This is a genomic window from Streptomyces sp. NPDC127097 (assembly GCF_042724075.1).
GTDB lineage: Bacteria > Actinomycetota > Actinomycetes > Streptomycetales > Streptomycetaceae > Streptomyces.
Map to the genome: position 1 here is coordinate 64,255 of NZ_JBHXFI010000013.1, position 27,000 is coordinate 91,254.

The 27,000-nt window shown below is 69.8% G+C and carries 21 protein-coding genes; 14 read left to right on the top strand and 7 right to left on the bottom strand.

Going from position 1 to position 27,000, the window contains the following annotated elements; genetic code table 11:
* Positions 1–144: 144 nt before the first annotated feature.
* Positions 145–1,131: an ArsR/SmtB family transcription factor gene (locus ACFWJW_RS13330; protein WP_387239169.1), complete on the top strand. Its 987-nt coding sequence runs from the start codon at positions 145–147 to the stop codon at positions 1,129–1,131.
* Positions 1,132–1,228: 97 nt separating this feature from the next.
* Here ACFWJW_RS13330 and ACFWJW_RS13335 read toward each other — a convergent pair whose 3' ends face one another.
* Positions 1,229–2,152, bottom strand: coding sequence for a dienelactone hydrolase family protein (locus tag ACFWJW_RS13335; RefSeq protein ID WP_387239172.1), 924 nt, complete (start codon positions 2,150–2,152; stop codon positions 1,229–1,231).
* 101 nt (positions 2,153–2,253) lie between these two features.
* Here ACFWJW_RS13335 and ACFWJW_RS13340 point away from each other — a divergent pair, with 101 nt between their 5' ends.
* Positions 2,254–3,243: a GlxA family transcriptional regulator gene (locus ACFWJW_RS13340; RefSeq protein WP_387239175.1), complete on the top strand. Its 990-nt coding sequence runs from the start codon at positions 2,254–2,256 to the stop codon at positions 3,241–3,243.
* 106 nt (positions 3,244–3,349) lie between these two features.
* On the opposite strand, the gene ACFWJW_RS13345 is transcribed toward ACFWJW_RS13340, so the two are convergent.
* Positions 3,350–4,252, bottom strand: coding sequence for an aminoglycoside phosphotransferase family protein (locus ACFWJW_RS13345; RefSeq protein ID WP_387239178.1), 903 nt, complete (start codon positions 4,250–4,252; stop codon positions 3,350–3,352).
* Between the two features lie 124 nt (positions 4,253–4,376).
* Between ACFWJW_RS13345 and tap the strand changes: the two genes are divergently transcribed.
* The 5 genes from tap (at position 4,377) to ACFWJW_RS13370 (ending at position 11,785) form a co-directional block, all read left to right on the top strand.
* Positions 4,377–6,590 (top strand): telomere-associated protein Tap, encoded by a 2,214-nt coding sequence (gene tap, locus ACFWJW_RS13350; protein WP_387239181.1) that lies wholly within the window; start codon positions 4,377–4,379, stop codon positions 6,588–6,590.
* Between the two features lie 9 nt (positions 6,591–6,599).
* Positions 6,600–7,157: a telomere-protecting terminal protein Tpg gene (gene tpg, locus ACFWJW_RS13355; protein ID WP_387239184.1), complete on the top strand. Its 558-nt coding sequence runs from the start codon at positions 6,600–6,602 to the stop codon at positions 7,155–7,157.
* Positions 7,158–7,332: 175 nt separating this feature from the next.
* A complete protein-coding gene (locus tag ACFWJW_RS13360) occupies positions 7,333–8,472 on the top strand; it encodes a GDSL-type esterase/lipase family protein (protein WP_387239389.1) in 1,140 nt (379 codons plus the stop codon).
* A 645-nt stretch (positions 8,473–9,117) separates the two neighbouring features.
* A complete protein-coding gene (locus ACFWJW_RS13365) occupies positions 9,118–10,707 on the top strand; it encodes an IPT/TIG domain-containing protein (protein ID WP_387239187.1) in 1,590 nt (529 codons plus the stop codon).
* A 274-nt stretch (positions 10,708–10,981) separates the two neighbouring features.
* The gene (locus tag ACFWJW_RS13370) at positions 10,982–11,785 is read left to right on the top strand and encodes a tetratricopeptide repeat protein (protein WP_387239190.1); all 804 of its coding nucleotides are present in this window, start codon (positions 10,982–10,984) and stop codon (positions 11,783–11,785) included.
* A gap of 196 nt (positions 11,786–11,981) precedes the next feature.
* On the opposite strand, the gene ACFWJW_RS13375 is transcribed toward ACFWJW_RS13370, so the two are convergent.
* On the bottom strand, positions 11,982–12,602 hold the full coding sequence (locus tag ACFWJW_RS13375; RefSeq protein ID WP_387239193.1) for a helix-turn-helix domain-containing protein: 621 nt from the start codon (positions 12,600–12,602) through the stop codon (positions 11,982–11,984).
* Positions 12,603–12,689: 87 nt separating this feature from the next.
* Between ACFWJW_RS13375 and ACFWJW_RS13380 the strand changes: the two genes are divergently transcribed.
* The 7 genes from ACFWJW_RS13380 (at position 12,690) to ACFWJW_RS13410 (ending at position 20,964) form a co-directional block, all read left to right on the top strand.
* Complete coding sequence (locus tag ACFWJW_RS13380; RefSeq protein ID WP_387239196.1) at positions 12,690–13,316, top strand: SAM-dependent methyltransferase; 627 nt, start codon at positions 12,690–12,692, stop codon at positions 13,314–13,316.
* Positions 13,317–13,359: 43 nt separating this feature from the next.
* Positions 13,360–13,860 carry a DinB family protein gene (locus ACFWJW_RS13385; protein WP_387239199.1) on the top strand — a complete coding sequence of 167 codons (501 nt, stop codon included), beginning with the start codon at positions 13,360–13,362 and terminating at the stop codon, positions 13,858–13,860.
* A gap of 262 nt (positions 13,861–14,122) precedes the next feature.
* Complete coding sequence (locus ACFWJW_RS13390) at positions 14,123–14,812, top strand: DUF4232 domain-containing protein (protein ID WP_387239202.1); 690 nt, start codon at positions 14,123–14,125, stop codon at positions 14,810–14,812.
* A 440-nt stretch (positions 14,813–15,252) separates the two neighbouring features.
* A complete protein-coding gene (locus tag ACFWJW_RS13395; RefSeq protein ID WP_387239204.1) occupies positions 15,253–17,088 on the top strand; it encodes a glycoside hydrolase family 15 protein in 1,836 nt (611 codons plus the stop codon).
* A 512-nt stretch (positions 17,089–17,600) separates the two neighbouring features.
* Complete coding sequence (locus ACFWJW_RS13400; RefSeq protein ID WP_387239207.1) at positions 17,601–19,394, top strand: coagulation factor 5/8 type domain-containing protein; 1,794 nt, start codon at positions 17,601–17,603, stop codon at positions 19,392–19,394.
* A gap of 67 nt (positions 19,395–19,461) precedes the next feature.
* The gene (locus ACFWJW_RS13405) at positions 19,462–19,989 is read left to right on the top strand and encodes a hypothetical protein (protein WP_387239210.1); all 528 of its coding nucleotides are present in this window, start codon (positions 19,462–19,464) and stop codon (positions 19,987–19,989) included.
* A 504-nt stretch (positions 19,990–20,493) separates the two neighbouring features.
* Positions 20,494–20,964, top strand: a complete 471-nt coding sequence (locus ACFWJW_RS13410) for an ATP-binding protein (protein ID WP_387239213.1) — start codon at positions 20,494–20,496, stop codon at positions 20,962–20,964.
* Between the two features lie 361 nt (positions 20,965–21,325).
* On the opposite strand, the gene fabV is transcribed toward ACFWJW_RS13410, so the two are convergent.
* The 4 genes from fabV to ACFWJW_RS13430 all read right to left on the bottom strand — a co-directional run bounded on the left by fabV (position 21,326) and on the right by ACFWJW_RS13430 (position 27,000).
* A complete protein-coding gene (gene fabV / locus ACFWJW_RS13415; protein WP_387239216.1) occupies positions 21,326–22,534 on the bottom strand; it encodes an enoyl-[acyl-carrier-protein] reductase FabV in 1,209 nt (402 codons plus the stop codon).
* 215 nt (positions 22,535–22,749) lie between these two features.
* Positions 22,750–25,068 carry a hypothetical protein gene (locus ACFWJW_RS13420; RefSeq protein ID WP_387239219.1) on the bottom strand — a complete coding sequence of 773 codons (2,319 nt, stop codon included), beginning with the start codon at positions 25,066–25,068 and terminating at the stop codon, positions 22,750–22,752.
* 87 nt (positions 25,069–25,155) lie between these two features.
* Positions 25,156–26,052, bottom strand: coding sequence for an alpha/beta fold hydrolase (locus ACFWJW_RS13425; RefSeq protein ID WP_387239392.1), 897 nt, complete (start codon positions 26,050–26,052; stop codon positions 25,156–25,158).
* A gap of 207 nt (positions 26,053–26,259) precedes the next feature.
* Positions 26,260–27,000, bottom strand: a complete 741-nt coding sequence (locus ACFWJW_RS13430; protein ID WP_387239222.1) for a class I SAM-dependent DNA methyltransferase — start codon at positions 26,998–27,000, stop codon at positions 26,260–26,262.

Here is a 27,000-nt window from a genome sequence, read left to right on the forward strand (position 1 = left end):
GCCTCTGTGATCTCGGTCCTTGTGCCTTCCGGCCGCCCCTGAGTGAATGACGGGGCGTGGCCTGGATGTTGGCAGCGAGCGGGGAAGGCCGGCCATCGTTCAGGCCCTGCCCTAAACGATGGCGATCCGCCGCCAGGGAGAGTAGTGATCCGGATCCATTTCACGGCGGCCGACTTCGCCCAGGTCCGGTTCGCGCCCCGGCCGGCCCCGCTGCAAGAGCTGAACGTGGCGCTCATGAAGATGTGCATGCCGGGCGACGAGTTGCTGTTCGGCCGCTGGCGACGACGGTTGCTCCAGTCCCTGCCGCCCGCCGTCCAGCCGTTCGGTGACCTGGTCCCTGGCAAGGTGGCCCCCGTTTTCCTCGACGTTTTCAGCGACACCCTGACGGACGGACTGGAGACCGTCCGAGCGTCACCGCCGGAGCTGGTCCGCGCCGAAATCGAGCGGGTCTACGCCCGGCAGCCGTCCCCGGCTCCGCTGTGGCTCCGCGATCTGTACCGGGGTGACGGCTCCGCCTGGCACCTCCTCCGCCGTGCGCAGCATGCGGCGTTCGATACGGCACTGCGCCCCGTGTGGCCCGTGGTGCAGGACCTCCACCAGGCGGAGTTCGCCCGCCATGCGCTGGCGGTGGCCGAGCACGGCATCGGGGCGGCACTCACCGGACTTGTCCCGGGCGCCCGGCTGCACGAGAACGTCTGGCACTGCGCGGCGCCCTACGAGCACGACATCGAGCTGCGCGGGCGCGGCGTACTCCTGCTGCCCACCTTCCACTGGACCGGCCACCCCCTCATCTCCGACCTGCCCGACCGGCCCGTCGCCGTCACCTATCCGGCCGGCCCGGGGCTGCCGCTCTCGCCGGCCGGGGCGGTCGGCACGGACGAGGCGCTCGCCGGCGTGCTGGGACGAACCCGCTTCGACATCCTGCTTCTCCTCGCGGACGAACACACCACCGGCGAACTCGCCCGGCGGCTGAACGTCAGCAATGCCACCGCTTCCGCCCACACCGCCGCACTGCGCGGCGCGGGCCTGATCACCACGGCCCGTGCGGGACGGGCGGTCCTGCACCGGCGCACGGCGATGGGGAGCCTGCTGGTGCAGCGCCGTGTCCGATCGGGAAGCGCGAGCGGCTGAGGCGGAGCCTTGAGGGAGGCAGCGGCTCGGGGGAGGACGCGGCCTGGGGGAGGGGCGGCTCGCGGAGGCACCAGGCAGCCGGGACAGCCTTCCGGGCTCATTCCGGCCGCGTCCGGAGCCGCTCGGCCAGGAAGGCGATGATCTCGTCCCGCGCCTCCATGGTGGGGTGACCTTCCTGGTCGACGAGGTGTGCCGTGACGACGCTATGGGCGCAGCCGACGACGTCACGGAAGAAGGGCGGCGGGTTCGTGTTCGCCGTCTCGGCCTTGAGCACCCGGCCGTCGAAGGCGTCCCCGAGCAGCGCGCGGTAGGCCGCGAACCGCCGGCCGGTGCACCACCTGTCGTTGTCGAAGCGGTAGCCGAGCACCTGCAATCCGTCTCGCGCCACGCGGTCCGCCACGGCAGCCGCGTCCTCGTCGCTGATCTCCAGACCGCCGGGGTCGTCGAGCGGAAGCGACGGATGGTTGACGACCGGTGCGATGACGGCGGGTTCGAGCGCCATGGTCAAGGCGAAGTTGCCGGTGAAGCACAGCCCGACGGCGCCGACGCCGGGCCCGCCACACTCCGCGTGCGCCAGGCGCGCGAGGCCGCGCAGCCAGCTGACGACGGGGCTGGTGCCGCCACCGGCGAACGCCCGGAACTCGGCGCTGACGCACGCCCGTCGCACGATGGTCTCGCGCGCCCCGGCGAGCGGATACGCACCGTCGACGCCGAAAAGAGAGGGCAGGTAGACGGAGAAGCCGGCCGCCCGCACCCACCGCGCGAACCGCGCGACGTCGGGGCTGATCCCCGGCATCTCGGGCAGGAGAATGACCGCCGGCCCGGCCCCGGACACATACACGGTCTTCTCGACGCCATCGACGCCATCGACGCCATCGACGCCATCGACGCCATCGACGCCATCGACGCCATCGACGCCATCGACGCCATCGACGCCATCGACGCCGTCAACGTCACCGACGCTGACGGCTCTCCGCACGAAATCGTCCAAGGGATCGTGCTGTCCTCGCAGGTTCGTCATGACCGAGATCATGCGGAGCGGCCGCCCCTCCTGAGAAGCGGCGGCATCGCCACGTATCCCGGTAATATCGCCACCCGTTCCAAAGCGCCGGAGGGGCCCGCATGAGTCCGCTGCGAGTGGGTGTGCTGGCCTACCCCGGCTGCTTCGCGTCGGAGGTGTTCGGAGTCCCCGATCTCCTGACGATGGCCACGCACGTCGCCGCGGCGCACGGGGCGGATCAGCCGGCCTACGAGGCGTCGGTCATCTCGCCCCGGCGGCGTGTGACCGCGTCCGGCGGCTCGGTCCTCGACGTCTCGGCGATACGCCCGGTGGACGTCCTGATCGTGCCGGGCTTCGAGCTCTCGCCCACGCTCGATCTCGACGCGACACTCGCCGGCCTGGGGCCGGAAGTGGCGTCGATCCGGTCCCAGGCGGCCTCGGGGACAGCCGTCGTATCGATCTGCGTGGGCGCCTTCCTGATCGCCGAGGCCGGACTGCTCGACGGGCGCGAAGCGACCACGTCCTGGTTGTTCGCGGAACGCTTCGCCCGCCGGTACGCCGAAGTCCGCCTCCGCCCGGAGAGCCTGGTCGTGACCGACCGGGGGGTGACGACCACCGCGGCCTTCAGCGCCATGTACGACTTCGCGCTGCAATTGATCCGCGCGCACGACGGCCCCCGCGTCGCCCGCAGCACCGCGCGGATCGCGCTGGTCGATGACGCACGCTCCACGCAGGCTCCCTATGTGGATTCGGGGCTCATACCCACGGTGGGCAGGGAGTTCTCGCTCGGCGTCAAGCGGTGGCTCGACCAGAACCTCAGCGTGCGCTACGACCTGCCCACCCTCGCCCAGGAGTTCCACGTCAGCACGAGAACCATGCTCCGCCGCTTCGGCGACGAAGCCGGCCAGACGCCACTCGCCTACCTCCAGACGGCCCGGGTGCGTCGAGCCAGGCACTTGCTGGAGACGACGGACAGGACCGTTGCGAGCATCGCCGCCGACGTCGGGTACCGCGACGCCGGAGCGTTCAGCGGCATCTTCGCCCGGCATACGGGCCGGCGGCCGAGGGAGTACCGCGCGATATTCCGTCGTCGCTGCGATCGCGGCGGGTGACCTGTCGCAGCGAAGGCCGAGCCTTCTCACCGAAGGTTGGGCACCAAGTCACGCGAGACCGAACGGAGGGGAGCCGGGTGGGCCTCTGAGGCTTGTCGCTCCGTGGCTACATCACGTCGCCCCTCAGAACACGATCGAGCGCCGCCCGGCCTGCGGGTCCCCATGTCGGCTTGCCGCCAGGAAGGCCCCGGTCTCCGTTCTGGCCCATCAGCATGAGGAACAGGCTTTTCAGAGCGGCCAGCCCGCGGGCGCGCCGGATCGTCGCCTGGTCCACCTGCCCGTACACGTCGAAGAACCGTGCGGCGGCGCCTGCGGGAAGGATCACCCATGCGGCCGCGAGATCCCACGCCGGATCGCCGGCGAACAGGTCACCAAAGTCGATCACGCCCGCCAGCGTGCCGTCCGAGACGACGACATTCGCGGGATGAAGGTCACCGTGCACCCATACCGGCGGGCCCTCCCACTCGGGGGCCGCAACGGCGTCATCCCAGATGGCCCGGACCTCGCCGGCGATGCCGTCGGGGACAACGGTTTGAAAGAAGTGGTCGAAGCCGTCGGTGCACTTCTTGGGGTGAGCGCCGCGGTCCGAACTGGTCGGCGCCTCGGTGGGCGCCTCCACATGGAGCGCCCTGAGGAAGCCCGCCAGCGTATCGGCCGCGTGGTCGCCGCGGCTGATCGAGGTGAGGTCCAGTGGCTCACCAGGCACCCACGTCATGATGGTCCAGGGCCTCGGGAAGCGTGCGGACGGTTCACCGGTCCGCACAGGGTTCGGGACCGGGAGCGGCAGGCGCGGGGCCAGGACGGGCAGCCATCGGCGCTCCTTGCGCTGGAGATCCGGGGCACGTTCCGTACGCGGCATGCGCACGGTCAACTCGTCGCCAAGGCGCCACTGTTGGTTGTCCCATCCGCCTGCTACCTCACGGATGGCCATCCCTGCAAGGTCCGGATGCTGCTCCTGTAACAGGTCGTGGACCAGGTCTGCGGTGATCTCGATCTCGGAGTCGGTCATACGAAGGCACAGTACTGGGGGAGGCGAAGCGGCCCTCGCCAGCCTCGCGTGCGTGCGATCCGCCGTGCGTTTGGGCAGGGTTTCGAGGTGCGTTTCAGATAGGGTGGGGGCGGAGGTGTTCGCTGTGCCCAACGATCAGGATGAGCTGTTCGCATCGGTCGATGCGCTGCTCGAGCAGGCTGCCGCGCAGGACGCATTGCCCGAGCCGGCCGAGCGCAAGCGGCTGCGGGAGGCCGGTGGCCTGAGCCAGGATCAGGTCGCCAAGGCCCTCTCGGTGCGGCGCGAGACCATCACCAGCTGGGAGCTGGGCCGGACCGAGCCGCGGCCACCGAAGCGCGCGGCCTACATCCGGCTCCTGGAGGGCCTGGCCGAACGGTTCCCCACCCAGGGGGGCCAGGGCAGCACGCCGCCGCCCTCTGCCGCGCCTGAAGTGGGCCGCGGCCCTGCCGCCACACCACCGCAGTCGCCGCCGGCCCCGGCCGTGACCCCGCCCTCGGCACCCGGTCCTGCCCCCGATCCTGCTCCCGTTCCCGCCCCCACCCGGACCGCGCGCACCGGACCCTCCTCGTCACCCTCGTCATCCTCGACCACCTCCCGTCGCCCGCCCGCAAAGAAGGCCGCCGCGAACAAGCGGGCCGCCACTTCGGCCGCGCCCCCGTCCCCGCCCGCTGCCGATCCCCGATTTGTCCACGGCCCGCTCGCCGTACTGGACGGCGACGGCTCGGCGTACTGCGTCGACGGTCTGGTCCTCGACTGCCCTGCCACGACCTTCCCGGCCCTGGCCGAATGGACACTGCGCGAGGCGAAGCTGGGTGCGACGCGCCTCCACCGCCACGGCAAGGACGCCGATCCGCTCGTCGTCCTCACCGCCGAAGCCGCCGAACGCCTGGGCCTGCCCCGCGAGTTGGAGGACCGGCGAGGTCTGCGGCTGCCGGAGGACCACCCGGTAGTCAGGCACCTCCTGCGTGCGAAGTGGCGCCTCACCCGCCGTGGTTTCGGGCCCTGGCCGCGCGTCTACCGCCCGGCGCAGGGCGGGGAGCGGCAATGTGTGCAGTTCGCGATCCTTCCCTGGGGCGCGCTGGATGCCCGCTCCTGGGGGGATTCGGACCAGCTGCCGCCGGCGGAACTCGCGCGCGTACTCGGCTCCTACGCGACCCGGGTCATCACCCCGCGCGGCTCGACCGCTGTCTGCGGCCTGGAGCTGATGACGGCGCTGCGCCCACCGACCCGCGCTGTCCGGGACGAGGCCACCGGCTCATGGGTGTCCGGCCCGAACCCTGGCGCCCTGACCGAGCCGGTCGACCCCGCGCCCCCCGAGGCGCCCGGCGAGCATCCGGTCGTCGCCTCCCGTTACCCTCGCCACCACGAACGCACCCCGGACCAGGTCCTGGACGAGGAGGCGTACGACTGGTTCCGGCCGCTCACCGACGAGGAGTGCGCCCAGGGCTACTCCTACGGGGTCGGCATCGACGTCAATATGGCCTTCGCGGCCGCTGCGAACCGCCTCAATGTCGGGACCGGCCCGGCCACCCACCTCAACTCCCCGGCATTCGACGCCAAGCTGCCCGGCTCCTGGCTGGTGGACCTCTCCCACCTTGACCTCGATCCACGGCTCCCGTCGCCCTTCACCCCCAAGGGCACCCGTCCCACCGGCCCGGCCTGGTACGCGACCTCGACCGTCGCCTACGCGGTGGAACTCGGTGCGCCGGTACGGCCGATCGAGGCATACGTCCGGTACGAGCACGGCGCCTACCTGGACGCCTGGTACACCCGGCTGCGCGACGCGTACATGGCCACCATGGCGGATCTCGGCGTCACCGCCGGTATGCCGGATGACGACTTCCTCGCCGCCATGGCCCGCCACAAGGACCTCGATCCGGGGCAGGCCGCTGTGTTGTCCGCCATCAAGTCGTCCGTCAAGGGAGGCATCGGCAAGCTCCGTGAGCGGCCGCAGGGCATCGGCTACAAATACGGTGAGCGGTGGCCTGCTCTGGAGCGGCCGACCTGGAGCCCGCACATCCGGGCGGAGCTCATCGGCAAGGCCCGTACCAACATGCACCGCAAGATGCGGAAGCTCGCGTCGGCCGGCGTCTTCCCGGTCGCCGTACTGTCGGATTGCGCCGTCTACCTCTCACACGGCGCCGGCCCGCTCGACTTCCTTCCCCGTACGGAAGAGGGCAAGCCGCTGCCGGGCGGGTTCCGGCTCGGCGTCTCCCCGGGCATGGTCAAGCACGAGGGCACCCAGGACTTCCTGTGGGTGGCCTCGATGATCGAGGACGAGCAGATCAACCCGGCCCGGCACATCAAAGGCAGCGACGCCGCCGCAGGCGGAGAGTAGGCAGACGCGATGGGCATCCTCGGCGACAGCCTCGACAAGGCCGCGGCGAATACCGCCACACGTCCGATTCCGAAATCCGCCGGTGCGCAGATGCGGTTCCTGGTGAAGCGCGAGAAGGGCTCCACCAAAGCGGTGGCGCAACGACTGGGCATTTCCCAGCGCACGGTGGAGCGTTACCTGAAGGACCAGATCAAGCGGCCCCGTAAGGAACTTGCGGCGCGACTTGTCGCCGAGGTCACCAAGGACTGGCAGCCCCGGATCCGCGACCGGGCCAAGAAGCAGGCGGCCAGTACGGGCGGCATCGTCATCGAGACCCGGGCCCGCTTCGGTTTCACCGCCGCACCGGGCACCACCGACGACGGCCGTATCCGTCTCATCACCCAGCATCTGCCCCCGGCGTACGCCGCCCGCCTCTTCGACGCCCAGGCCGCCGGAGCATCGGAACAACAGCTCCAGAACATCGCCGCGGAGGGCCTTCAGGAGATCTATTTCAAGGACCGTGGCCGGCGGGCGGATGGGCTCCAGGTGGAGTTCACCGATATCGATTATGTCGAGATGGATTTTTAGCGCGTTTGCTGCGGTCGTGGGGAGCGGTTGGCTGTGACTGAGCGCTTGAGTTGGCGAGTGAGCGTTGCGCTTGGCCAGTTGAGCGTGTCGGCTTGTGTGCCAGGGTGGCGGTAGAGAACTCGCGGGTGCGTACAGGCATCCGGACCTAGAACGTTGGGGAGTCGTGACGGTGGCGATGCGGGCATTTCCGCTGGTGGACGGGCCGGTGGAGTTACGGGGTGCGCTGGACTTGGAGAGGACGCAGGCGGGAGTGATGCCTCGCCGGTTGCCCGCGTGGACCAAGGAGCAGTACCAGGACCCGTCGGTCCACGGGGTGACGGTGATGCCTTCGGGGGTACGGCTGGTGTTCCGTACCGATGCGCGTGAGCTTGAGTTCGAGGTACTCACCTCCACAGGACAGCTCGACACCGACCCCCGACCTCGCCCGACCGGGATGCTGGAACTGCTGGTGGACGGTGCCCCCGCCGGGCGCCGGCAAGCACCGATGGGCAATGTGGTGCGGATGGCGGGTCCCGGGACCGCGCAGCGACTGGTCCCGGGGGAGCCGGGGACCGTGCGGTTCGCCGGGCTGCCGATGGGCATGAAGAACGTCGAGCTGTGGCTGCCCCAGCAGACCCCCACGGAACTGGTGGCACTGCGTGCTGACGGCGAGGTGCTGGCACCGTTGCCGGACGGTCGGCGCCGCTGGGTGCACCACGGCAGTTCCATCAGCCACTGCCTCGAAGCCGACGGCCCGACCGGTACCTGGCCGGTGGTGGCGGCTTCGCTCGGGGGAGTGGAGGTGATCAACCTCAGCCAGGCGGGCAACGACATGCTGGACCCCTATGTCGCCCGGACGATCCGCGACATGCCCGCCGACCTGATCAGCCTCAAGGTGGGCGTCAACATCGTGGGCCTGGCCACCTTCCGGCTGCGGACGTTCGGCCCGGCGGTGCACGGATTCCTGGACACGATCCGGGACGGCCACCCGGACACTCCGCTGCTGCTGATGTCCCCGGTGAGTTGTCCGGCACTTGAAGAGACTCCCGGCCCGACCGCGATGGGCCCTGACGGGAAGATCACAGCCCTGGGCGACCCGGCCGATGTGGCCCGTGGGGCGTTGTCGCTGACGGTGGTCCGTGACGAACTGGCCCGAATCGTGGCGGCCCGGCGAGCACGCGATCCCCACCTGCACTATCTCGACGGACGCGAACTGCTCGGCCCGCACGAGGTGGATGACCTTGCCGACGGCCTGCACCCCACCGCCGCCGCTTATCGCCGGATGGGCAAACGCTTCGCCGCGCACGCCTTCGCCGACGACGGCCCGTTCCGCTGAGTGAGCGGGGCTCCGCACCTGCGTCAGGTGCGGAGCCCGAGCGTACCGGCAGCCACCCTGTTCGCCCGCACGCTCAACTGGCCAACTAGAGTGCTCAGTCACATTGGCTGTGACTGGCGCTTCAGTTGGCGAGTGAGCGGCCGATTGGACGGCGGGGCTCTGACCCTGGCGCCCCCCCCAGAGTGGCAACGCCCAGGTCCGCAGTCGGACAGTGCGACCCGGCGACGGCGACCTTGCGGATTCCCGTAAGTAGTCCCTGGAATTATGAATTTGACGGTACGTCAGGTTTTCTTTGGGGCGGGCAGGGTGCGAAGTGCCGGGCGGGCGCCCCGTCCGCCTGTTGGGTCGCGGCCGGGCCTCCCGCCCTGCGCCTTAAAGTGATTATCCGAGATGTCGTGCGACCTTTAAATGCTTTCCCCGGGAGGGTATTCTCCGTTTGCGTGTGCATTTTGCTGGCCGGCTTCGCGGCCGGTTGACTGCTCGCTGTTTGCCCATGCGGCGGAGCAGACATTTCCATGCGGGACAAAGATCGTCCCGCCTTCTTTGGGGAGTGTCATGTTCGCCTTAGCGTCACCATCTTCGCAGCATGCCCGGGCACCCTACGCCGCATTGAATGCCGCGTTTGCCGCAGGTGCTGTTATTCCCGTGGGGGACACCCCGGAGGGAATTACCCTCACCTCGGACGGGGCCCGCGCCTATGTGGCCAACCGGGGCTCGAACACGGTGAGCGTGATCGACACCGCCACGAACACTGTGATCGACACCATCGCCACGGGGGCCGGTCCCACCGACGTGGCGATCAGTCCCGACGACACCCGCGCCTATGTAGCCGTCTTCGACGACGGTCTGGTCAGCGTCTTCGACCTCGCCTCGAACACCCTCGTCACGGACATCCCCGTAGGGGCCGGGGCGACGATGGCGGCGGTCACCCCGGACGGGACGCGCGTCTATGTGACGCGGCAGACCACCGATTCGGTGAGCGTGATCGACACCGCCACCAACACCGTCACCGGCACCGTGACCGTCGGGACCGGGCCGACCGGCGTGATTTTCACCCCGGACGGGACCCGCGCCTATGTGGCGAGCTTCTCGGGTTCGGTCAGCGCGATCGACACCGCCACCGACACCGTCGTCGCCACGATCCTCGCCGGCGACGTCCCCATCCTGCTGGCGGTCAGCTCCGACGGGGCCCGCGTCTACGTCACGAACGCCGGCAGCTCCACGGTGAGCGTCATCGACACCGCCACGAACACCACCACCGACAACATCGGCGTCAGCGCCCAGCCGCGCTTCCCGGCGCTGAGCCCCGACGGCGCCCATCTGTACGTGCCGAATTCCGGGCCGGACACGGTGAGTGTGATCGACACCGCCACCCACACCGTCGTCGAGAACATCAGCGCGGGAGACGGCCCCACCGGCATCGCCGTCTTCCCCGATGGGACACGCGCCTATGTGGGCAACGTCGATGCCGGCACCGTCGACGTCATGGCGACGAACGTGATCCCCGACCAGGGGACCATGGCAGGCGGAACCACCGTGACGCTGACCGGTCACCACCTGGCCAACGCCACCGCCGTGCACTTCGGCACCGCCCAGGCCGTGATCACCGCCAATACGGCGACATCGGTGACCGTCACCTCCCCCGCCGGCTCCGGTGTCGTCCCCGTGACGGTCACCACCGCGGGCGGCACCGGCACCCTCGGATCCTTCTACTACATGCCGACGCCCGCCCTCACCGGCATCAGCCCCGACGCCGGCCCCGTCTCGGGCAGCGACCAGGAGATCGTCATCACCGGCCGCAACCTCGCCGGAGCGATCGACGTGTACTTCGGCCCCACCCGAGCCGTCATCCAGAGTGTCTCCAACACCCAGGTCACCGTCAGAGCCGCCCATGCCCCGGCCCCGGGCGCCGTCACCGTCACCGTGATCACCAGCGGCGGGAGCGCCGACGGCCCGTTCTACACCTACGTCGACCACCCCGCCGTCACGGACGTCAGCCCCAGCGCGGGGCCGACCTCCGGCGGCACCGGGGTGACGATCACCGGCACCGGCCTGAATTACACCGAACAGGTCACCTTCAACGGCACGCCGGCGCCCTTCGCGGTCATCTCCGACACCACCGTGACCGCCGTGTCCCCGCCCAGCGCCACCGAGGGCACCTTCGACGTCACCGTCACCACCCCCGGCGGCAGCTCATCGGGATCGTTCACCTACGTCTTCCCACCCGGCGCCTGACCCACCCGCGCCCGCCGCGTCCGGGCGGGCGTCGCAGCCGGACCGGAGCAGCGAGATCCAGGTCGGCCGGGCGCTCGGTTGCCCAACATCGGGCCCTGAGCGCCCGAGCCGTGCCGATCTCGCGATGCAGGCCCGGGCATGAGAACGCACAGCGTCCAGTTCACTGGCCCGCACCCCGACATCAGCAAGGCCCCCACCCATGACCAGCCAACCGCCGCTACCCAATGATGGCTCCGAGCACAGCCCCTACCGGACGCCGGCATAAGATTCCCGCATGCAACTGGACGAGGGCCGAAGGGCAGCCGAAGCCGGGGACTGGGTGGCTGCGGGGCACGCCTTCGTCCGGGCCGCGATGGAGGGCAGTACAGAGGGTGCCGAGTTGGCGGTCCGGGTGACCGTCGAGTTGGTACCGCTGGCGGATGGTGGGTCGGCGGAGGCCGCCGCGCTGCTCGCCGGGATCTACTTGGAGTACTTCGACGAGTCGGCCCTGCCCATGGCGGTGCGTTATGCCCGTGCGGCGGCCGAGGCCGGGCTTCCGGCCGGGCAGCGCACCTATGGGCACATGTTGGTCATGGGTCTGGGCGTCGCAGAGGACCGCGCGCGTGCCGCCGAGCTGTTCCGGGCGGCCTCCGAGGGCGGGGACGCCTACAGCGTGTTCAACCTCGCCCAGCTCGTCGACGACGTTGACGAGTCCCTGCGGCTGTTGGAGGTTGCCGCACGCGAGGGGATCGTCGCCGCCGGTGCCGTCCTCGCCGACCGGCTGTCCGCTCTGGACCGGGACGAGGAGGCGCTGGGCTGGTACGTCTGGGCTGCCGAGCGCGGGCATACGGGGGCGATGAACGCCGCTGCCTGCTGGTACCGCGACGGCTTTGGCACCACGCCGGACCCTGTGCAGGCAGTGCGCTGGTTCTTCGTCATGCTCGCCCACGGCGACGAAAGCGGCATCCACGAGGCGATCCAGTTGGCGAAGGCCGGGGCCCTGCACGAGGAGCAGATCCGCGACGCCGGGCGGCTCGCCGGCGATCCCGGGGCGGCGGAGGCCCTGATCGGCACGGCTCTGAGTGGCGGCCGAACCTGAGGAAGTGTCCAGCCGGCCATGCCTTGATCCGCCGGACAGAGCCTAGTCCCGGGGTGTTGTGTCCATAGCAACACCCCATCCCTGCCGGTGTGCATCCGATCGAGCGGCTCCGTCAACGTTCAACGGAAACCGGCATCGATAACCGAGCCCGGCCGGCAACCTGCTCGGCCATCGCTCAACTGGCCAACCGAAGTGCTCAGTCACGAGCAGGGAACCGGCCCCCGGCCCGATCGGAGCGATGAGCGTCGCTGCGTACGTGTGCACGCACCCCTTGCGGGCCGAACAGGATGAGCAGCTCCACCACGCCGCCGTCCGCGCTGCCCAGCCAGTGGGGCAGGGATGTGTCGAACTCGGCTGCCTCACCGGGCGGTAGCGTCAGGTCGCGCTCGCCGGTCACGAGCCGCAGGCGTCCGTTGAGCACGTAGAGCCATTCGAAGCCTTCGTGGGTCCGCGGGGTCGGTTCGAGTGGTTCCGGCCGGGCGGGGATGATCATCTTGAACGCGTGCACCCCGCCCGGTCGCCGGGACAGGGGCACGAAGGTCATCCCGAATCGCCTGATCGGCTTGAGGTGTATCCGGGGGTCGCCCGTGCGCGGGGCGCCGACCAGGTCGTCCAACGGAACGTCATAGGTACGGGCCAGCGGCAGCAGCAATTCCAGGCTCGGCCGGCGCTGCCCGTTCTCCAGCCGGGACAGCGTGCTCTCCGATATGCCGGTCGTCGCCGCGAGGTCGGCGAGGGTGATGCCGCGGTCGCGACGCAGCACACGGAGGCGCGGCCCCACCGCGTCGAGCACGTCGTCGTCCGTCCTGCGCTCCATCGGGCCATCTTGCCGTAACCGCAAGATTTCGTGCCAGGTCGTGGGGTGCCTGGCAAAACTGAGCGCATCCCGACACAAGGAGCCTTGATGAACACCACCGATGCGGTCGCGTTCTGGGACGGCGTCTACGCGGCCCGGCCGGCAGCCGGCGGCCCGCGGCCGAATGCCCGCCTCACCGAGACGGTGACGGGCCTGTCGCCCGGTGACGCGTTGGACCTCGGATGCGGCGACGGCGGCGACGCGCTGTGGCTCGCCCGCGTGGGGTGGCAGGTCACCGCCGTCGACATCTCGGCCGTGGCGGTCGAGCGGCTCGCCGCCCTCGTTCGCTCACACGGCCTGGGCGGCCGCGTCACCACCGTGCGGGCCGACTTGCACGAGTCCTTCCCGCCCGGCGGATTTGACCTGGTCTGCGCCCACTACCTCCACACCCCCTTTGACCTGGACCGGGCAACCGTTCTGCGCTCGGCCGCGCACGCACTGCGCCCGGGCGGGCGGCTGCTGGTCGTCGACCACGGCTCGGCCGCGCCGTGGTCGTGGACCCAGGAGCCCGACATCCGCTACCCGAGCCCGCGGGAAGTCGCCGCGGGTATCGGCCTGGCGCCGCGGACATGGACGGTCGAGCGGGCCGACGCACCCCGCCGGATCGCGACCGGACCGGACGGGCGCACCGCCGAGGTCACCGACCACGTCCTCGTCATCCGCCGCACCGCCTGACACGGCGGCCGGCGCCCGTCCCGCCACAGGAAGGGAGACCACAATGCCCAACACCACGCACCGCAACGGCCGCCGCGACACCCCGCCGCCCCGGACCGGAAGCAACGAGACCGAGGTCCTGCGCGGATTCCTCGACTACCTTCGAGCCTCGATCGCCGCGAAGGTCGACGGCGCCCCCGAACCGCAGGTGCGAACAGCCGTAGTGCCGTCGGGGACGAACCTGCTCGGTCTGCTCAACCACCTGACGTGCGTTGAGCGTTCGATGTTCCTCGGGGACGACGTCACCGACTGGCAGGCGACGTTCCACGCCGCACCGGAGGACAGCGTGGCGGATGTCGTCGCCCGCTACCGAGACGCGGTCAAGCGCGCGAACGGCGTTCTGGAGGGATGCAGCGATCTCGGCGCACCGGTCCCTCGACCGCGGCCGGACCGCCCCGCTCCCGGCATCCGCTGGGCACTCACCCACCTGATCGAGGAGACCGGCCGGCACGCGGGCCACGCGGACATCCTCCGGGAACTCATCGACGGCACGACCGGCCGCTGATCCGCCTCCTCCAGGACGGGAATACATGACCGCAGCACTGCGGCGCCGGGCGCCGAGGAGCGCAAGCCGGCGCAGTGATGCCTACGCCGCAGCGCGCGTTCGGCCAAGGCCCGCCCGGGGCTCGGCCTCACCCGTTCGCGCGGTTCGTTTGCGGGACGTAAGTGAGGTGTTTCCGGAACGTCAGTGGCTCCGGGAAAAGTGGTGTCCACACCGCGGGAACGGCCAAAGAATCTCCCGCACGAAACACAGGGGGAACCCGATCATGCGTACTTCCCGGATTCGCACCGCCACCCTGGCCGCCGTCACCGCCGCGCTGGCGCTGGGCCTGACCGCCTGCGGCGGTGCCGACGACGGCTCGAAGGCGGCGGGCGGCGACAACGCCGCCGGTACCGCGCAGAGCCGGTCCGCATCCAACGGGGACGGCAAGGAAGGCGCGGAGCAGGCCGGCGGCGGTGGCACCAAGGAGGGCGCGCGCTCGACGACCGCCCCGGGCGGGACGGACGAGGCCGCGGGCAAGGGCACCACGGCCGGCGCCCAGCAGTGCCGCGGCGACGAGATGCTGCTCACCGCGGTGCACCGGTTCGCCGGGCAGCAGGGCGACCACCTGCTGGTCACCGCGTCGAACAAGGGCACCAAGCCCTGCTGGGTCACCTCGTACCCGGCCGTGAAGCTCGACGGCGACGGCGCCGTACTGCCGCACTCGAAGAAGGACAACGCCGGCGGCGGCAAGCACCTCACGCTCCAGCCCGGCGGCACGGCGTACAGCGCGGTGAACCTCTTCGACTACGGCTCGAAGAACCACACGGCGCAGTCGTTCGCCCTCGCGCTGCGCGGTGCGGACGGTCACGACGGCGCCTTCTATTCCGTCAACCTCAAGGGCGAGAAGCCGCAGTTCAGCTGGAACGAGGCCGACGTGCTGAACTGGAGCGCCAAGAAGCCGTACGACTTCTGACGGCCCGTCGGGCGGTGACGGGTCGTCCGGGACGAGCCCAGGCTCCGGAAACTCAGCGGACTCTCGCTTGCGCAACCCACTTCGATGCCCCGGCGTCCCACTCCCTGACGGACGGCTGTTGATCACCAGGGAGAGCACGTGGCGAAGAAGGGCCGGGCGGCGCGCGCGAAGCGGCACAACGCCGTGGTGGACACGCTCGACTCCGTGGTGAAGGGGGCCAGGGACGTCGCCGGTCTGTGACCGGGTGAAGGGACTTCCGTCATGGCCGGGCGCACGGGTCCTGGCGCCGCTTCACATTTCGGTCACGGTGAGTGACTAATTGTTACCCATGTGGAGGGGAAGCGGTGGCCGCCGTGCCCCGGCCGCCACGACGGGGACGCAGTGGCCCCGAGAGGTAATCTGAAGGCACTGCACCTGCTCCCCAATGCCGGGGAGGGCATATGACCTCCGTAGTGAGCCTGCGTCCGAGCAAGGCGGATGAACTCCGGTATACGCCCATCGCCGAGCACGGCATGATCGGCGATATGCGTACCGCTGCGCTTGTCGGTACCAATGGCACCATCGACTGGTATTGCTGTGCGCGGTTCGATGCACCCAGTGTGTTCGGGGCGCTGCTGGATGCCGATCGCGGCGGGGCCTTTCAGCTGGCCGCGGATGTGCCCGCCCGGACGAAGCAGTTCTATTTTCCCGACACCAACATCCTGATCACGCGGTTCTTCGCGGACAACGGGGTCGGTGAGGTCCAGGACTTCATGCCGATTGTCGGTGACTCCCGGGAGGCGGACCGGCACCGGCTGATCCGGCGGGTGCTCTGTGTGCGCGGGTCGCTGCCATTCATCGTCCGGGTGGCTCCGCGGTTCGATTACGGGCGGAGCGTGCACACCGTGAGCTCCCAGCAGGGCCAGATCATGTTTGAGTCCCCGGGGCTTTCGCTGGCGCTGTCGTCCAGCGTTCCGGTCGAGATCGACGGTCCGGACGCCTGCTGCACTTTCACGCTGGACGAGGGGAGTGCCGCGGTGTTCGCCCTGGACCGGATCGGTGACGGGGTGAAGCCACGGGCCTGTCCGCTGGCGGAGGCGGAGGATTTGTTCGGCGCCACGGTGCGGTATTGGCGCGGCTGGCTGTCGCACTCCCGCTATCGAGGGCGCTGGCGGGAAATGGTGCACCGCTCCGCGCTCACGCTCAAGCTCCTCACCTACGCGCCGACCGGCGCCATCGTGGCCGCGCCCACGACCAGCCTGCCCGAACAGATCGGCGGCGAGCGGAATTGGGACTATCGCTATGCATGGGTGAGAGACGCCGCGTTCTGCATCTATGCGTTGCTCAGGCTGGGCTTCACCGACGAGGCCAAAGCCTTTGTGCACTTCCTGTCCCAGAACGTCTGCCTCACGGAATGCGCCAATGGTCCACTACAGATCATGTACGGCATCGACGGCCGCAGCGAGCTGCCCGAGGAAGAACTCCTCCACCTGGAGGGCCACTTGGGCTCAAGCCCCGTCCGGATCGGCAACGACGCCGTCAATCAGCTCCAACTGGACATCTACGGGGCGCTCATCGACTCCCTCTATCTCTATGACAAATGGGGGGAGCCGCTGTCCAGCGAGCACTGGGACACCATCGGCAAACTGGTGGACTGGGTCTGTGAGAACTGGGACCAGCCGGACGAAGGTATTTGGGAAACCCGTGGCAAGACCCAGAACTTCCTGTACTCGCAGTTGATGTGCTGGGTGGCGGTGGAACGGGCGATGCGGATCGCTGGTCACCGGGGGCTGCCGGCGGACATGGTCCGCTGGGGGAAGGCCAGGGACACCATCTACCGGCGGATCATGGACCGTGGCTGGTCCAGTAAACGGCAGGCGTTCGTTCAGCACGAGGGCGACGACGTGCTCGACGCCGCCGTTCTGATGATGCCGCTGGCCAAGTTCATCTCCCCCACGGACCCGAAATGGCTTTCCACCCTGGACGCATTGGGCGAGGAGCTGGTGTCCGACTCCCTGCTCTACCGCTATGACCCCCGCAGCAGCCCGGACGGGCTGGGCGGCGAGGAAGGCACCTTCTCGATCTGCTCGTTCTGGTATGTCGAGGCGCTGTCCCGCGCCGGCCGGGTGGACGAGGCCCGGCTCGCCTTCGAGAAGATGCTCACCTACGGAAATCACCTCGGCCTGTACGCGGAAGAAATCGGCCGCACCGGCGAACAGATCGGCAACTTCCCCCAAGCCTTCACCCACCTGGCCCTCATCAGCGCCGCATTCAACCTCGACCGGGCGTTGGGCTGAAGCCGGCAGTCGAGACAACCCCGTAGCGGGCCGGCTCCGCTTTTCTCCCAGCTTTTCTCCCTGCGGATTTCTCTCCGCGCGCCCCGTTCGGCGTCCCCGTATGGCGCGGGGAGGCGAGCGGCCCTACCGTCGGCGGGGAACCCGTCCCGATGGCGGGAAAAGGCTGCGGCGCACTGCCCTTCGCACGTCGGTGCGCCCCAGCCGCCTTCTTTGTCTGCGTGCGGATGCGGGCGCGGCGGAGTGCGGGATTCCGTCACCTTCGCCGGCCGGGCGCCCGTCGTCAGCGCCTGGGGCTGCGGGCTTCAACAGGTGAACCTTCGGGCTCGGGGGAGGCTTGCGACCTATCCGCCTTCAACTGCTCGGTGTCGCAGAAGAGTTGACGAACGATCAGTCCGAGCTGGGGATTTCCGACAGAACCCTTGACGCGTCGTCCACACATGGTGAACATGCATCGGGCAAGAGAGCGCTCCCATGAACTTCAATCGTTCACTTCCTGAATCAGGAGAGCCGCTATGCCCACACCCCCCACCGCCGCCTCGGCGCCCCGCGCACCGAAGCCCTCCCGTCGTAGTGTCCTGGCCGCGATGGCCGCTGCCGTGCCCGCCGCGGGCCTGCCGGTCCTGCCCACTCGGGCGTCCGCGGCGCCCGCCACCGCCGCGCTGCCGGGCGGCGGCGACCTGGGCCCGAATGTGCTGGTGTTCGATCCCGCCACGCCCGGCATCCAGGGCACGCTCGACGCGGTCTTCAAGCGGCAGGAGTCGGCCCAGTTCGGCGAAGGGCGCTTCGCGCTCCTCTTCAAGCCGGGTACGTACCGCGGACTGAACGCCCAGATCGGCTTCTACACCTCGATCGCGGGGCTCGGACTGTCGCCTGGTGACACGACGTTCCACGGCGATGTCACCGTCGACGCCGGCTGGTTCAACGGCAACGCGACACAGAACTTCTGGCGCTCGGCGGAGAACCTCACGCTCCATCCGGTCAGCGGCACCAACCGCTGGGCCGTGGCGCAGGCGGCTCCGTTCCGGCGGATGCACATCAAGGGCGGACTGAATCTGGCGCCGGACGGCTACGGCTGGGCCAGCGGCGGCTATATCGCCGACAGCCGCATCGACGGCACCGTGAGCCCCTACTCGCAGCAGCAGTGGTACACCCGCGACAGCTCGGTGGGCGGCTGGAACAGCGCCGTGTGGAACATGGTGTTCTCCGGCGTCGAGGGAGCCCCGGCGCAGAGCTTCCCCAACCCGCCGTACACCACCCTCGGCACCACTCCGGTCTCCCGCGAGAAGCCCCTCCTCTATCTCGACGGGGCCGACTACAAGGTCTTTCTCCCGGAGAAGCGCCTCAACGCCCGCGGCACCACCTGGGGGAGTGGCACACCGAGGGGTGAGTCCCTTCCGCTCGACCGGTTCTATGTCGCCAAGCCCGGTGCCGACGCGGCAACTCTCAACGCGGCGCTGGCCCAGGGCCTCAACCTGCTGCTCACGCCCGGGATTTACCACCTCGACCGGCCGGTGGAGGTGCGGCGTGCGAACACCGTGGTTCTGGGGCTGGGGTACGCGACTCTCGTGCCGGACAATGGTGCGACGGCCATGAAGGTCGCCGATGTCGACGGTGTGCGGCTCGCCGGGTTCCTGATCGATGCCGGTCCGGTCAACTCCGTCACGCTGCTGGAGGTCGGCTCCGAGGGTGCGTCCGCCAATCACGCCGCCAATCCGACCACGGTGCAGGACGTGTTCATCCGGATCGGCGGGGCGGGCCCCGGCAAGGCGACCACCAGCATGGTGATCAACAGCAACCACACCCTCATCGACCACACCTGGGTCTGGCGGGCCGACCACGGGGACGGTGTGGGCTGGGAGACGAACCGGGCCGACTACGGGGTCCGCGTCAACGGGGACGACGTCCTGATCACCGGGCTCTTCGTCGAGCACTTCAACAAGTACGACGTGGAGTGGCGCGGCGAGCGGGGGCGGACGGTCTTCTTCCAGAACGAGAAGGCATACGACGCGCCCAATCAGGCCGCGATACAGAACGGTGACATCAAGGGGTACGCCGCGTACAAGATCGCTGATGGTGTGACCACCCACGAAGGGTGGGGCCTGGGCAGCTACTGCTACTACAACGTGGACCCCACCATCCGTCAGGACCACGGCTTCCAGGCTCCCGGCAAACCGGGCGTGCGGCTCCACCATCTGCTGGTGGTCTCCCTGGGCGGCAAGGGGCAGTACGAGCACGTGATCAACGGCCTCGGCGCTCCCACTTCGGGCACGTCGACCGTGCCGTCCACGGTGGTTTCTTATCCGTGACCCGCCGGTGCGGCCCCCTGTGACTCCGGTAGGGCCTGCGTGTGGCCCCCGTACGGTAGCGGCAACGGTGGCGGTGCCGTGCCAGTGGCTCTCCTCGGTGGCCTGGGATGCGCTCATCGGCCTCTTCGGCGGTGAGGCGCTGGCCCAGTTGCTCGGCTGGCCGTTCTGGCTGGGGGCGCTGGTGATCCTGCTGCGCCAAGGGGTCGTCGGCGTCTTCGGCTACGAGGCCCTCCACCAGCTCCAGACGGTCATGACGTTCGTGCTGGGCGCCGCGTTCGTGGTCCTCAGCGGGCAGCTGCTGTCCGGGGTGCCGCTCCCCGTTTCGGGCTCCGCGCACGGCGCCGACCGCTTCGGCGCCTTCGTCCTCACCAGTACCGTCGCTTCGCCGCGGCCGTGCCCTTCATGGACACCACCCTGTTCGTCGGCCCGGTCGCGGCCGCACTGCATGGCGCCGATTTCGCGTACTACGTCGCGTTCCTGGTCTTCGTGGCGGTCTATGCACCTTTGGCGGCTTTTGGTGCGTAGCGGTAGGGATGAGGCGGCGGAGCCGGTCGCGGCTGCGACGGGGGCGGTGGGTGAGCCGGGGTCGTCGTAGGGGGAGGTGTCCGGGGGCGCTCCTCGCACGGGGAACGGGTCCGGGGCCGCCGGCCGTCACGAGTTCTGCTGTGCGGCGGGTCGTGCGACGCGTCGGGCGGCAGAAGGAGCGCAGCCCCTTTTACCCACCGGATCGTGCGGCAAACCGGGGGCGATTTCCGATTGGCGGCAGCGGATACGGGCACGCGATTGTCTTGAGGATGACAACTGTGGTTCCCCTTCTTCCGATGCTGCCGCACTGATCATTTCCGGTGCCGGAATCGTAGGGAAGGCCGGATGGCCGTGGCGGTCCCCGAGCTCACCGTGCGGCTTCCGGTCCGGTGAGGTGTTCCGCGGCGCTCCGCTTGCCCCGGTGTCGGTTAGGGCAAGCCGGGTCCGGATCATTCCGAGGTTGCGAAGAGTAAACATTTTCGCCCGAACTCGGAAATGTGTGGTTGACACCTCGGGGAGGGGGCACGCTCTCCGGCCTGAAGGCAAGTCGATGCGATACGAGGTGAGCTTTATCATGAGCACCGCCGAGGCTCCGCGCACGGTCACGGCGTCGCCGGTGCTGGAGCTTGAACTGGACTGCTATTCCGAAGTTGTCGGTCCCGCCCGGCACATTGCGGCCACGTTTCTGGAGCGCCTGGAACCCTCCCTGGAAAAGGATGCCAGGGACGCGGTGATCCTGGTCGTCTCCGAACTGGTCACCAACGCCGTACGTCACGCGGGCGGCAAGCTCTGCACCTTGCGAATGACCGCCGACCCGGAGTCGGTCGTGATCGCCGTGGGCGACTCCAGCCCCGTTCTGCCCCGCCCCCGTACGCCGGACGTCACTGGAGAGGGTGGCGGCTTCGGGTGGTCGATGGTGTGCCGCCTCGCGGCATCCGTAGAGGTCCACAGCAAGCCGACCGGTAAAACCGTGACGGCGGTGATCTCCCGCCGGAGCGCCCCGGTCGGTGGCCGCTCGGGCCGTGACTCAAGAGCCACGGCCTGAAAGCGAACCGTCCGCCGCGCAATTCTCCGTGCGGCCCCGTGCGCCATGTCAGGGCGGGGGTCATGTCCGGCGCGATCGGAATGTGGTGGGGACGATGCCGAGCCGTCGTACACATTCCTTGACGTGTAATGGACATCCAAATGCGCTGTGCCGCAGGCAGTCGAATCGAATCCATCGCACCGTCAACTATCCAGTAGAATCGCCGAGTTAGTCACGGCAATCCGGCGGGACGACGGAAGTGCGATGACGCCCGGTGACGCTTCCTCACCGCCCTTGTCTTTTCACGGCTTCCGGCTGTTTGAGTGGCATTCTTCCCGGAGCGCAGGAGTACCAGAGCATCGGAGCACCGGAGCCACCGCAGTCAGGAGACGGCGTCCGGCCAAGGCACCTGGGTGGCGGTCGGGGCCGAGTAGTCGATTCCCGGTACCGCGAAGCCGTAGAGCCGCTGGACCTCGGCGTGGAACCAGTCGAGGTCGGCGAGGCGGGTGATGCTCTCGGTGGTGGCCGTGTCCCACCGCTCGGTGACGGCGGCCTGGACCGCGCTGTTGAGCTCCCACGAGTCGAGACGGACCCGGCCGTCGTCGTCGACATCGAGCGGCCGGCCATCGGTGAGCTGGTCCCACAGACTGGTCAGCTGGGCGATCGGCGGCACCATGGCGTCGCCGAGGACACCGCGCAGCAGGCCCACATAGAGCGCGATCCCGGGGATGGCGGTGGAGGACTGGGTGACCGCTGCCCCGTTCACGGAGGTCACCGCGCGGCCGCCGACCAGCTTCTCCAGGCGCTCGTTGAGCGTACGGGCGGTCGCTTCGAGGTGGCACTTCGCGGCGCCGATGGTGCCCTGCCGGTAGATCCCGTCCGTCAGCGGCGAGCCGATGTAGGACAGGGCGGCGGTGCTGAATCCGTCGGCGAGCAGCTCACGGTCGGCGAGATGGTCGATCCACCGCTCCCAGTCCGTGCCGCCCATCACGGCGACGGTCTGCTCGATGTCGTCCTCCGTGGCCGGCGCCGTCTCCACCTCCTTGACCTCCGGCGTCCCCGCGCTGTCGAAGGCGAGGGTCTTGGTGCGGTACGCCTCGCCGATGGGCTTGAGGGCGGAGGCGTAGGTGGCACCGGCCTCGGGGTCGGTGCGGCGCGGTGCGGCGACCGAGTAGATCAGATGGTCCAGGCGGCCGAAGCGCTCCCGGAGCAACTCCGCGACCTGGTCCTTCATCGCGTCGGAGAAGGCATCGCCGTTGAGGAAGACCATCTCGTGGCCGTGCCGGCGGGCGAGTTCGGCGGTGGCGGCGGTGCGGTACCAGCCGGCCGTGGCGGTACGCCGCTCGGTGGGTGCCTTCTCGAAGCAGACGCCGATGCCGCGGATGCCCACCCGGGCGAGGCCGGCGATCGTCGCGGCCAGCCCGTAGCCCGCCGAGGAGCCGACGATGAGCGCCACCGGCGCGTCGCCCGGGGCTTCGCTGGGCGCGGGGACGGCCTGCCACATCTCCTGTACCTGGCGTGCGCAGCCGGCCGGATGGGAGTCGAGGAAGAGGAAACCGCGGCTGCGCGGGGTGATGACTCGTTCGCTCATGAGGCACGTCCTTCGGGTCGTCGCGGAGGCGGCGGCCCGCACCGGAGCACGCACCGCACCCTGCAAGTCTGCGACCACGCAGCATTTCATGATCAGTTGGGCGGTCACAGTAATGAGAGTGCGGTTTTGGAGGATTTCCCTCGGTTCGGGCAGTGGGTAGGGCCGGACGATGTGCCTGCGGGAGCTCCGGTGTGTCCGACCCGACAAGCCGCCTCTCAGGCCGTCGCCCGGCCCCTCGTCGCTGGAAGCCGGCGCAGCCAGTGCTCCCCGGTGCTCCAGCCGAGGAAGCGGCGGGCCCGGCCGCCGAGCGCCGTCCCGTCTGCGGTGAAGCTTCCGCCGTCCGCCACCAGGCGCAGCCCCGCCAGAGCGGGGGCGAGCCGGGCGGCGACATGCGCCGGGTGACGGGCCGTCTCCTCGTCCAGCCCGCTGAGCAGCCGGGCCTGCTCGGCCGGCGTGCACAGCGCGAGAAAGAAGATCAGCTGCCGCCAGGCGTACGCCGCGTCCTTGATCGTCGCCAACGGCCGCGGGTTGTGGTGTACCCGGGCCGTCAGCCGGCAGACCGTACGGAAGCAGCGCTGGGCCAGATCCGCCCAGCCGGGCTCCGGGGTGATGCCCACCTGGCGCACCAGGGTCGCCAGGTTGTGCGTGGTGAGGATCTGCGCCTGCTCGATCACCTTGCCGTTCGCCGCCACCGAGCCCTGCCCGGACGACCCGGCCCGCGCGGCGCAGAGCCGGGCGAACTGCGGGGAGGTACGCGGCCGGTAGGTGCGGGTCAGGGCCTCGGCCGTCTCGGCGATCGCCAGGTTGCGCAGCGCCGCGTAGTCGATCCCGTAATAGCGCTCGTACAGCGTGCCGCGCAGCAGGTCGCCCGCGATCCTCGCGGCCGTGAGGAACTTCGGCGCGAAGGTACCCATGAAGATGTCCGCCGCCAGCTCCTCGACCATCGGCGCACCGAGGTCGGCCTGACGGGCCAGCACGCCGAGTTCGCGGACCAGGGGGTTGGGGAGAAGCGTGCCGGGAAACCCCTGCACGGCCAGCTCGCCCAGCTGCCGCAGCGCGGTATGCGCACCCTCCTGCGCCGCCTCGTCGCCCTGCTGCCCGGAGACCGCCCGTACCCAGGGCAGCTCCTCGAACCGTACCTGCCGCTCCAGATGGAGCAGCAGCAGCGAACGGCGGTTACGGAACGCCCGGTAGTTCGCGGCCATCAGGGTGCGCAGCGCCTCATCGGGATAGGACTGCGCAGTAGTGGCGGCGACCAGCTGCGGCACCAGCTCGGCCAGGACCTCGGCCGACGGCACCACGCCCCGCTCCACGAGCGTGCCGAGCGGAGCGCTCAGCGTCGCCTCGACGACCCCGCGGAGCGTCGCCGGAACCGCGGCCCCGGCCGGCAGCCCGGTCTCCCGGTGCTCCGGCTCGGTCACCGGGACCACCAGCGCCTCGACATCGGCCGCGCCCACGTCCTGGGGGAGATCGCCGAGCCGGCGCAGCACCAGCTGCGCCAGGGCGTGGTGCGAGGGGAGCGCCCCCTGCGCCGCCTGCCGGGCACGCAGCGTCAGATGCCGCTCGGAACCGGGCAGCCCGCGGCGCCGCACCATGGACGCGACGGCGTGCCGCAGCAGACCGAGCCGGCGGGCGGAGAGCGGACGCCCGGCGACGGTCTCCTTCAGTGCGCCGCGCAGGATGCCCAGATTCTCCTTGGGGTCGCGATGCTTTGCGCAGCGGGTGTGGGCCTGTGCCAGCTGTCGGTATCGGCGCAGGAGGGCGGCCCCGCGCTCGTGCCAGCCCTCGTCCGGCGTGCGCGCGAGAATCCGCTCGCCCTCGGCCGTCTCCAGCCAGTGGGCCAGCAGTTCGTCGGCGAACGGCTGCCAGACCGTGAGCGCTTCCCGCTGGGTCTCGACGGCCGCGTGCGGCCGCCGTCGCGCCAGGGTGCGGCCGGCGTCGGCGACCGTGCGGCGGTGCACGGCGGAGGCGTCCGGCACAGGCGCGTCCGACGGCCGGGGGGTGAACCGCAGTCGGCCGGCGAACGGTCCCAGCGCCTCGACGAGCTCCCCCGCCTCGGCCAGTTGCCCCGAGCGCACCAGCCAGGCGACGGTGAGCAGCGCGGCCTCCTCGGGCACCGACACCTCATAGCGCCCGGTGTCCAGCAGCGCGCACAGGTCGGCCAGCCCGGACTCGGTCAGCGCGTGCGCGAAGAGCGCCCGGCGATTGGCCTTGACGCCGGCCCGGCGCGCCGCCTCCTTCTCGTACGGCTGGAGCGGCCCGCCGGCGCTCGGCTCACCGGTCGCGAAGCCACCCCGGACGACCTCGGGGGTCACCCAGGCCGGAAGGCCGGCCACCGGGGTGCGCGAACCCACCGTCAACGAGCCCTCGGCCAGGCCGTCCAAGACGGCGCGCCAGCGGCGGGCGCGCTCCTCCGCGCGATGGCGGGTAGCGGTGTCCTCGTGGGTCAGCGCCGTGACGAAGGACTTCGCCAACTGGTCCTGCGCATAGGACGGGACCCGGGGGAGGGGCTGCTGCTCAGCGTCGTCGTTCATAGCCGACGTGGCGGGTTCCGCCCCCGCGCCCTCCGGGTCTGAAGCCCGGTGCTCTACTGCTGAGCTACACGTCGATGATCCGTGACACTAGTCGGGTCGCCGACGGCCGTACAAACGAGTTTTCGCTTTTTCAAGGAGGCAGGTGAGGACCGACTCGGCATGTGTCCACAGCAGGGCGCCGCCGGCCCCCGGCACGACATGGTGATGAGCACCGGGCACACGGGCAGCGAGCAGCGCTCCGTGATCGGGCGAGTGGCTGGTGTCCTGCTCGCCGTACCAGATATCGACCGGGACGGCGATCTCACCGAGGGCGAACGGCCACTGCCCCATCGCCAGTACCGTGTCACGGGCGTAACCAGCGGCACCTTGAGCAAAGCCCTCGTCCAAGGCCCTGCGGTAACGAGCCGCGAAATCAGGATCCTGGTACACGGCGAGGTCGCACCCTGGGCTCCCGGCCATGACCATGTCCCACATCGCGTCCGCCGTGAAGCCCGCGAAAAACTCCTCGGCGCCGGCCGGGTCGCACACAGTCCGCTCGACGAGACCACGCAGGTCCGCGTTCAGGACAGAAGCGAACTCCGGCATGGCGACCTCGTCCGCACCCGAGACGACGGCCAGTGCCGAGGCGACCCCCTCCACAGCGCAGGCGAGAGCGAAGGGCGCACCTTGCGAATTCCCGACCACGGCAGGGCGCCCCAGTCCCCGCAGCACACAGAGTTGACGCATATCCGCAGCGAAGTCAGCGAAGGTCCGCCCCGGGGCGGACGTCGAGGCACCGAGCCCGGGACGGTCCACGGAGACAAGACGCACTCCGAGAGCCTCGACAACGCCCGCACCGAACCCGAGCCACCGGCTCGTAGCCGCGCCAGGACACAGCAGAACAGGCACCCCGTCCAACGGTCCCCACTCGGCCCAACCGAGCAACCGCCCATCGGACAGCGCACTCTCACCCAGCCGGGCAGGAACGTCGGTGTATCCAGTCATGGTCAGCATCATGGCGATGGACAGGATGTCGCGCACCCGACTTTCACCATGGCTGCCGGGGTGTCGGCTCCAGCAGGGCACCCACCTTGCTCGGCCGCCTTCGCACCCGGGCAGCGGCCATCGAGGAGGTGACCGAAGAAAATTCAAGACGGGACGAAGCCCGTTGACCGGGGCACGGCAGGCGCAGCAAGCATCGCCTGACCGGCCTCAAGTCGGCTTGCGCCACACGGAGATGTGCTTCGCGGAGTCCTGGGTGAACGGCGTCCCGTCCCAGTCCGCGACGCGACGTTCCAGCTCGAGCCCGGCGATCCGTGCCATCAGATCGAGCTCCGCCGGCCAGGCATACCGGTGCCGGGAGTTGCCGCGGCGGTAGCGGCCGTCGTCGCCGTCGCGGGTGAAGTGGTGCGAGACCAGGATCTGCTCGACGAGGTCGAAGGTGTCGAAGCCGAGATGCTGCTCGGAGACGTCGAACGGCACCGCGGTCTGGCCGGGCGGCAGGGACCGCAGGGGCGGCACGCCCAACTCGATGACGAATCGGCCGCCGGGCTGAAGATGACGTGCGGCGTTGCGGAAGCACTCGACCTGCTCGTCCTGCGTGAGCAGGTTCGTGATCGTGTTGTAGACGAGATAGACCAGGGTGAACTCGCCGGCAACAACGGTGGTAGCCATGTCCCCCACGGCTACCGGGAGCGTGTCCTCGTCGATCTTGTGCCGCAGCACCGCTGCCATGTGCTCGGACAGTTCAATGCCCACTACCGGTACGCCGCGTTCCCGGAGCGGGACGCCCACGCGGCCTGTTCCGATGGCGAACTCCAGTGCCCGGCCGGTTCCGGCGAGCTCGGCGAGGAAGGCGAGAGTCGGGCCGAGAACAGCGGCCGAGGACAACTCGGTCTCCTCGGCGTCGTAGCGGTCGGCGGTCGCACGGGTCCACAGCTCACTGCTCGTCAC

Excerpts from the sequence above, each read along its gene's own strand:
- ACFWJW_RS13335 (WP_387239172.1), bottom strand. The coding sequence starts at position 2,152 with ATGACGAACCTGCGAGGACAGCACGATCCCTTGGACGATTTCGTGCGG.
- ACFWJW_RS13340 (WP_387239175.1), top strand. The coding sequence starts at position 2,254 with ATGAGTCCGCTGCGAGTGGGTGTGCTGGCCTACCCCGGCTGCTTCGCG.
- ACFWJW_RS13345 (WP_387239178.1), bottom strand. The coding sequence starts at position 4,252 with ATGACCGACTCCGAGATCGAGATCACCGCAGACCTGGTCCACGACCTG.
- tpg (WP_387239184.1), top strand. The coding sequence starts at position 6,600 with ATGGGCATCCTCGGCGACAGCCTCGACAAGGCCGCGGCGAATACCGCC.
- ACFWJW_RS13360 (WP_387239389.1), top strand. The coding sequence starts at position 7,333 with ATGCGGGCATTTCCGCTGGTGGACGGGCCGGTGGAGTTACGGGGTGCG.
- ACFWJW_RS13370 (WP_387239190.1), top strand. The coding sequence starts at position 10,982 with ATGCAACTGGACGAGGGCCGAAGGGCAGCCGAAGCCGGGGACTGGGTG.
- ACFWJW_RS13375 (WP_387239193.1), bottom strand. The coding sequence starts at position 12,602 with ATGGAGCGCAGGACGGACGACGACGTGCTCGACGCGGTGGGGCCGCGC.
- ACFWJW_RS13380 (WP_387239196.1), top strand. The coding sequence starts at position 12,690 with ATGAACACCACCGATGCGGTCGCGTTCTGGGACGGCGTCTACGCGGCC.
- ACFWJW_RS13385 (WP_387239199.1), top strand. The coding sequence starts at position 13,360 with ATGCCCAACACCACGCACCGCAACGGCCGCCGCGACACCCCGCCGCCC.
- ACFWJW_RS13390 (WP_387239202.1), top strand. The coding sequence starts at position 14,123 with ATGCGTACTTCCCGGATTCGCACCGCCACCCTGGCCGCCGTCACCGCC.
- ACFWJW_RS13395 (WP_387239204.1), top strand. The coding sequence starts at position 15,253 with ATGACCTCCGTAGTGAGCCTGCGTCCGAGCAAGGCGGATGAACTCCGG.
- ACFWJW_RS13400 (WP_387239207.1), top strand. The coding sequence starts at position 17,601 with ATGCCCACACCCCCCACCGCCGCCTCGGCGCCCCGCGCACCGAAGCCC.
- ACFWJW_RS13410 (WP_387239213.1), top strand. The coding sequence starts at position 20,494 with ATGAGCACCGCCGAGGCTCCGCGCACGGTCACGGCGTCGCCGGTGCTG.
- fabV (WP_387239216.1), bottom strand. The coding sequence starts at position 22,534 with ATGAGCGAACGAGTCATCACCCCGCGCAGCCGCGGTTTCCTCTTCCTC.
- ACFWJW_RS13420 (WP_387239219.1), bottom strand. The coding sequence starts at position 25,068 with ATGAACGACGACGCTGAGCAGCAGCCCCTCCCCCGGGTCCCGTCCTAT.
- ACFWJW_RS13425 (WP_387239392.1), bottom strand. The coding sequence starts at position 26,052 with ATGACTGGATACACCGACGTTCCTGCCCGGCTGGGTGAGAGTGCGCTG.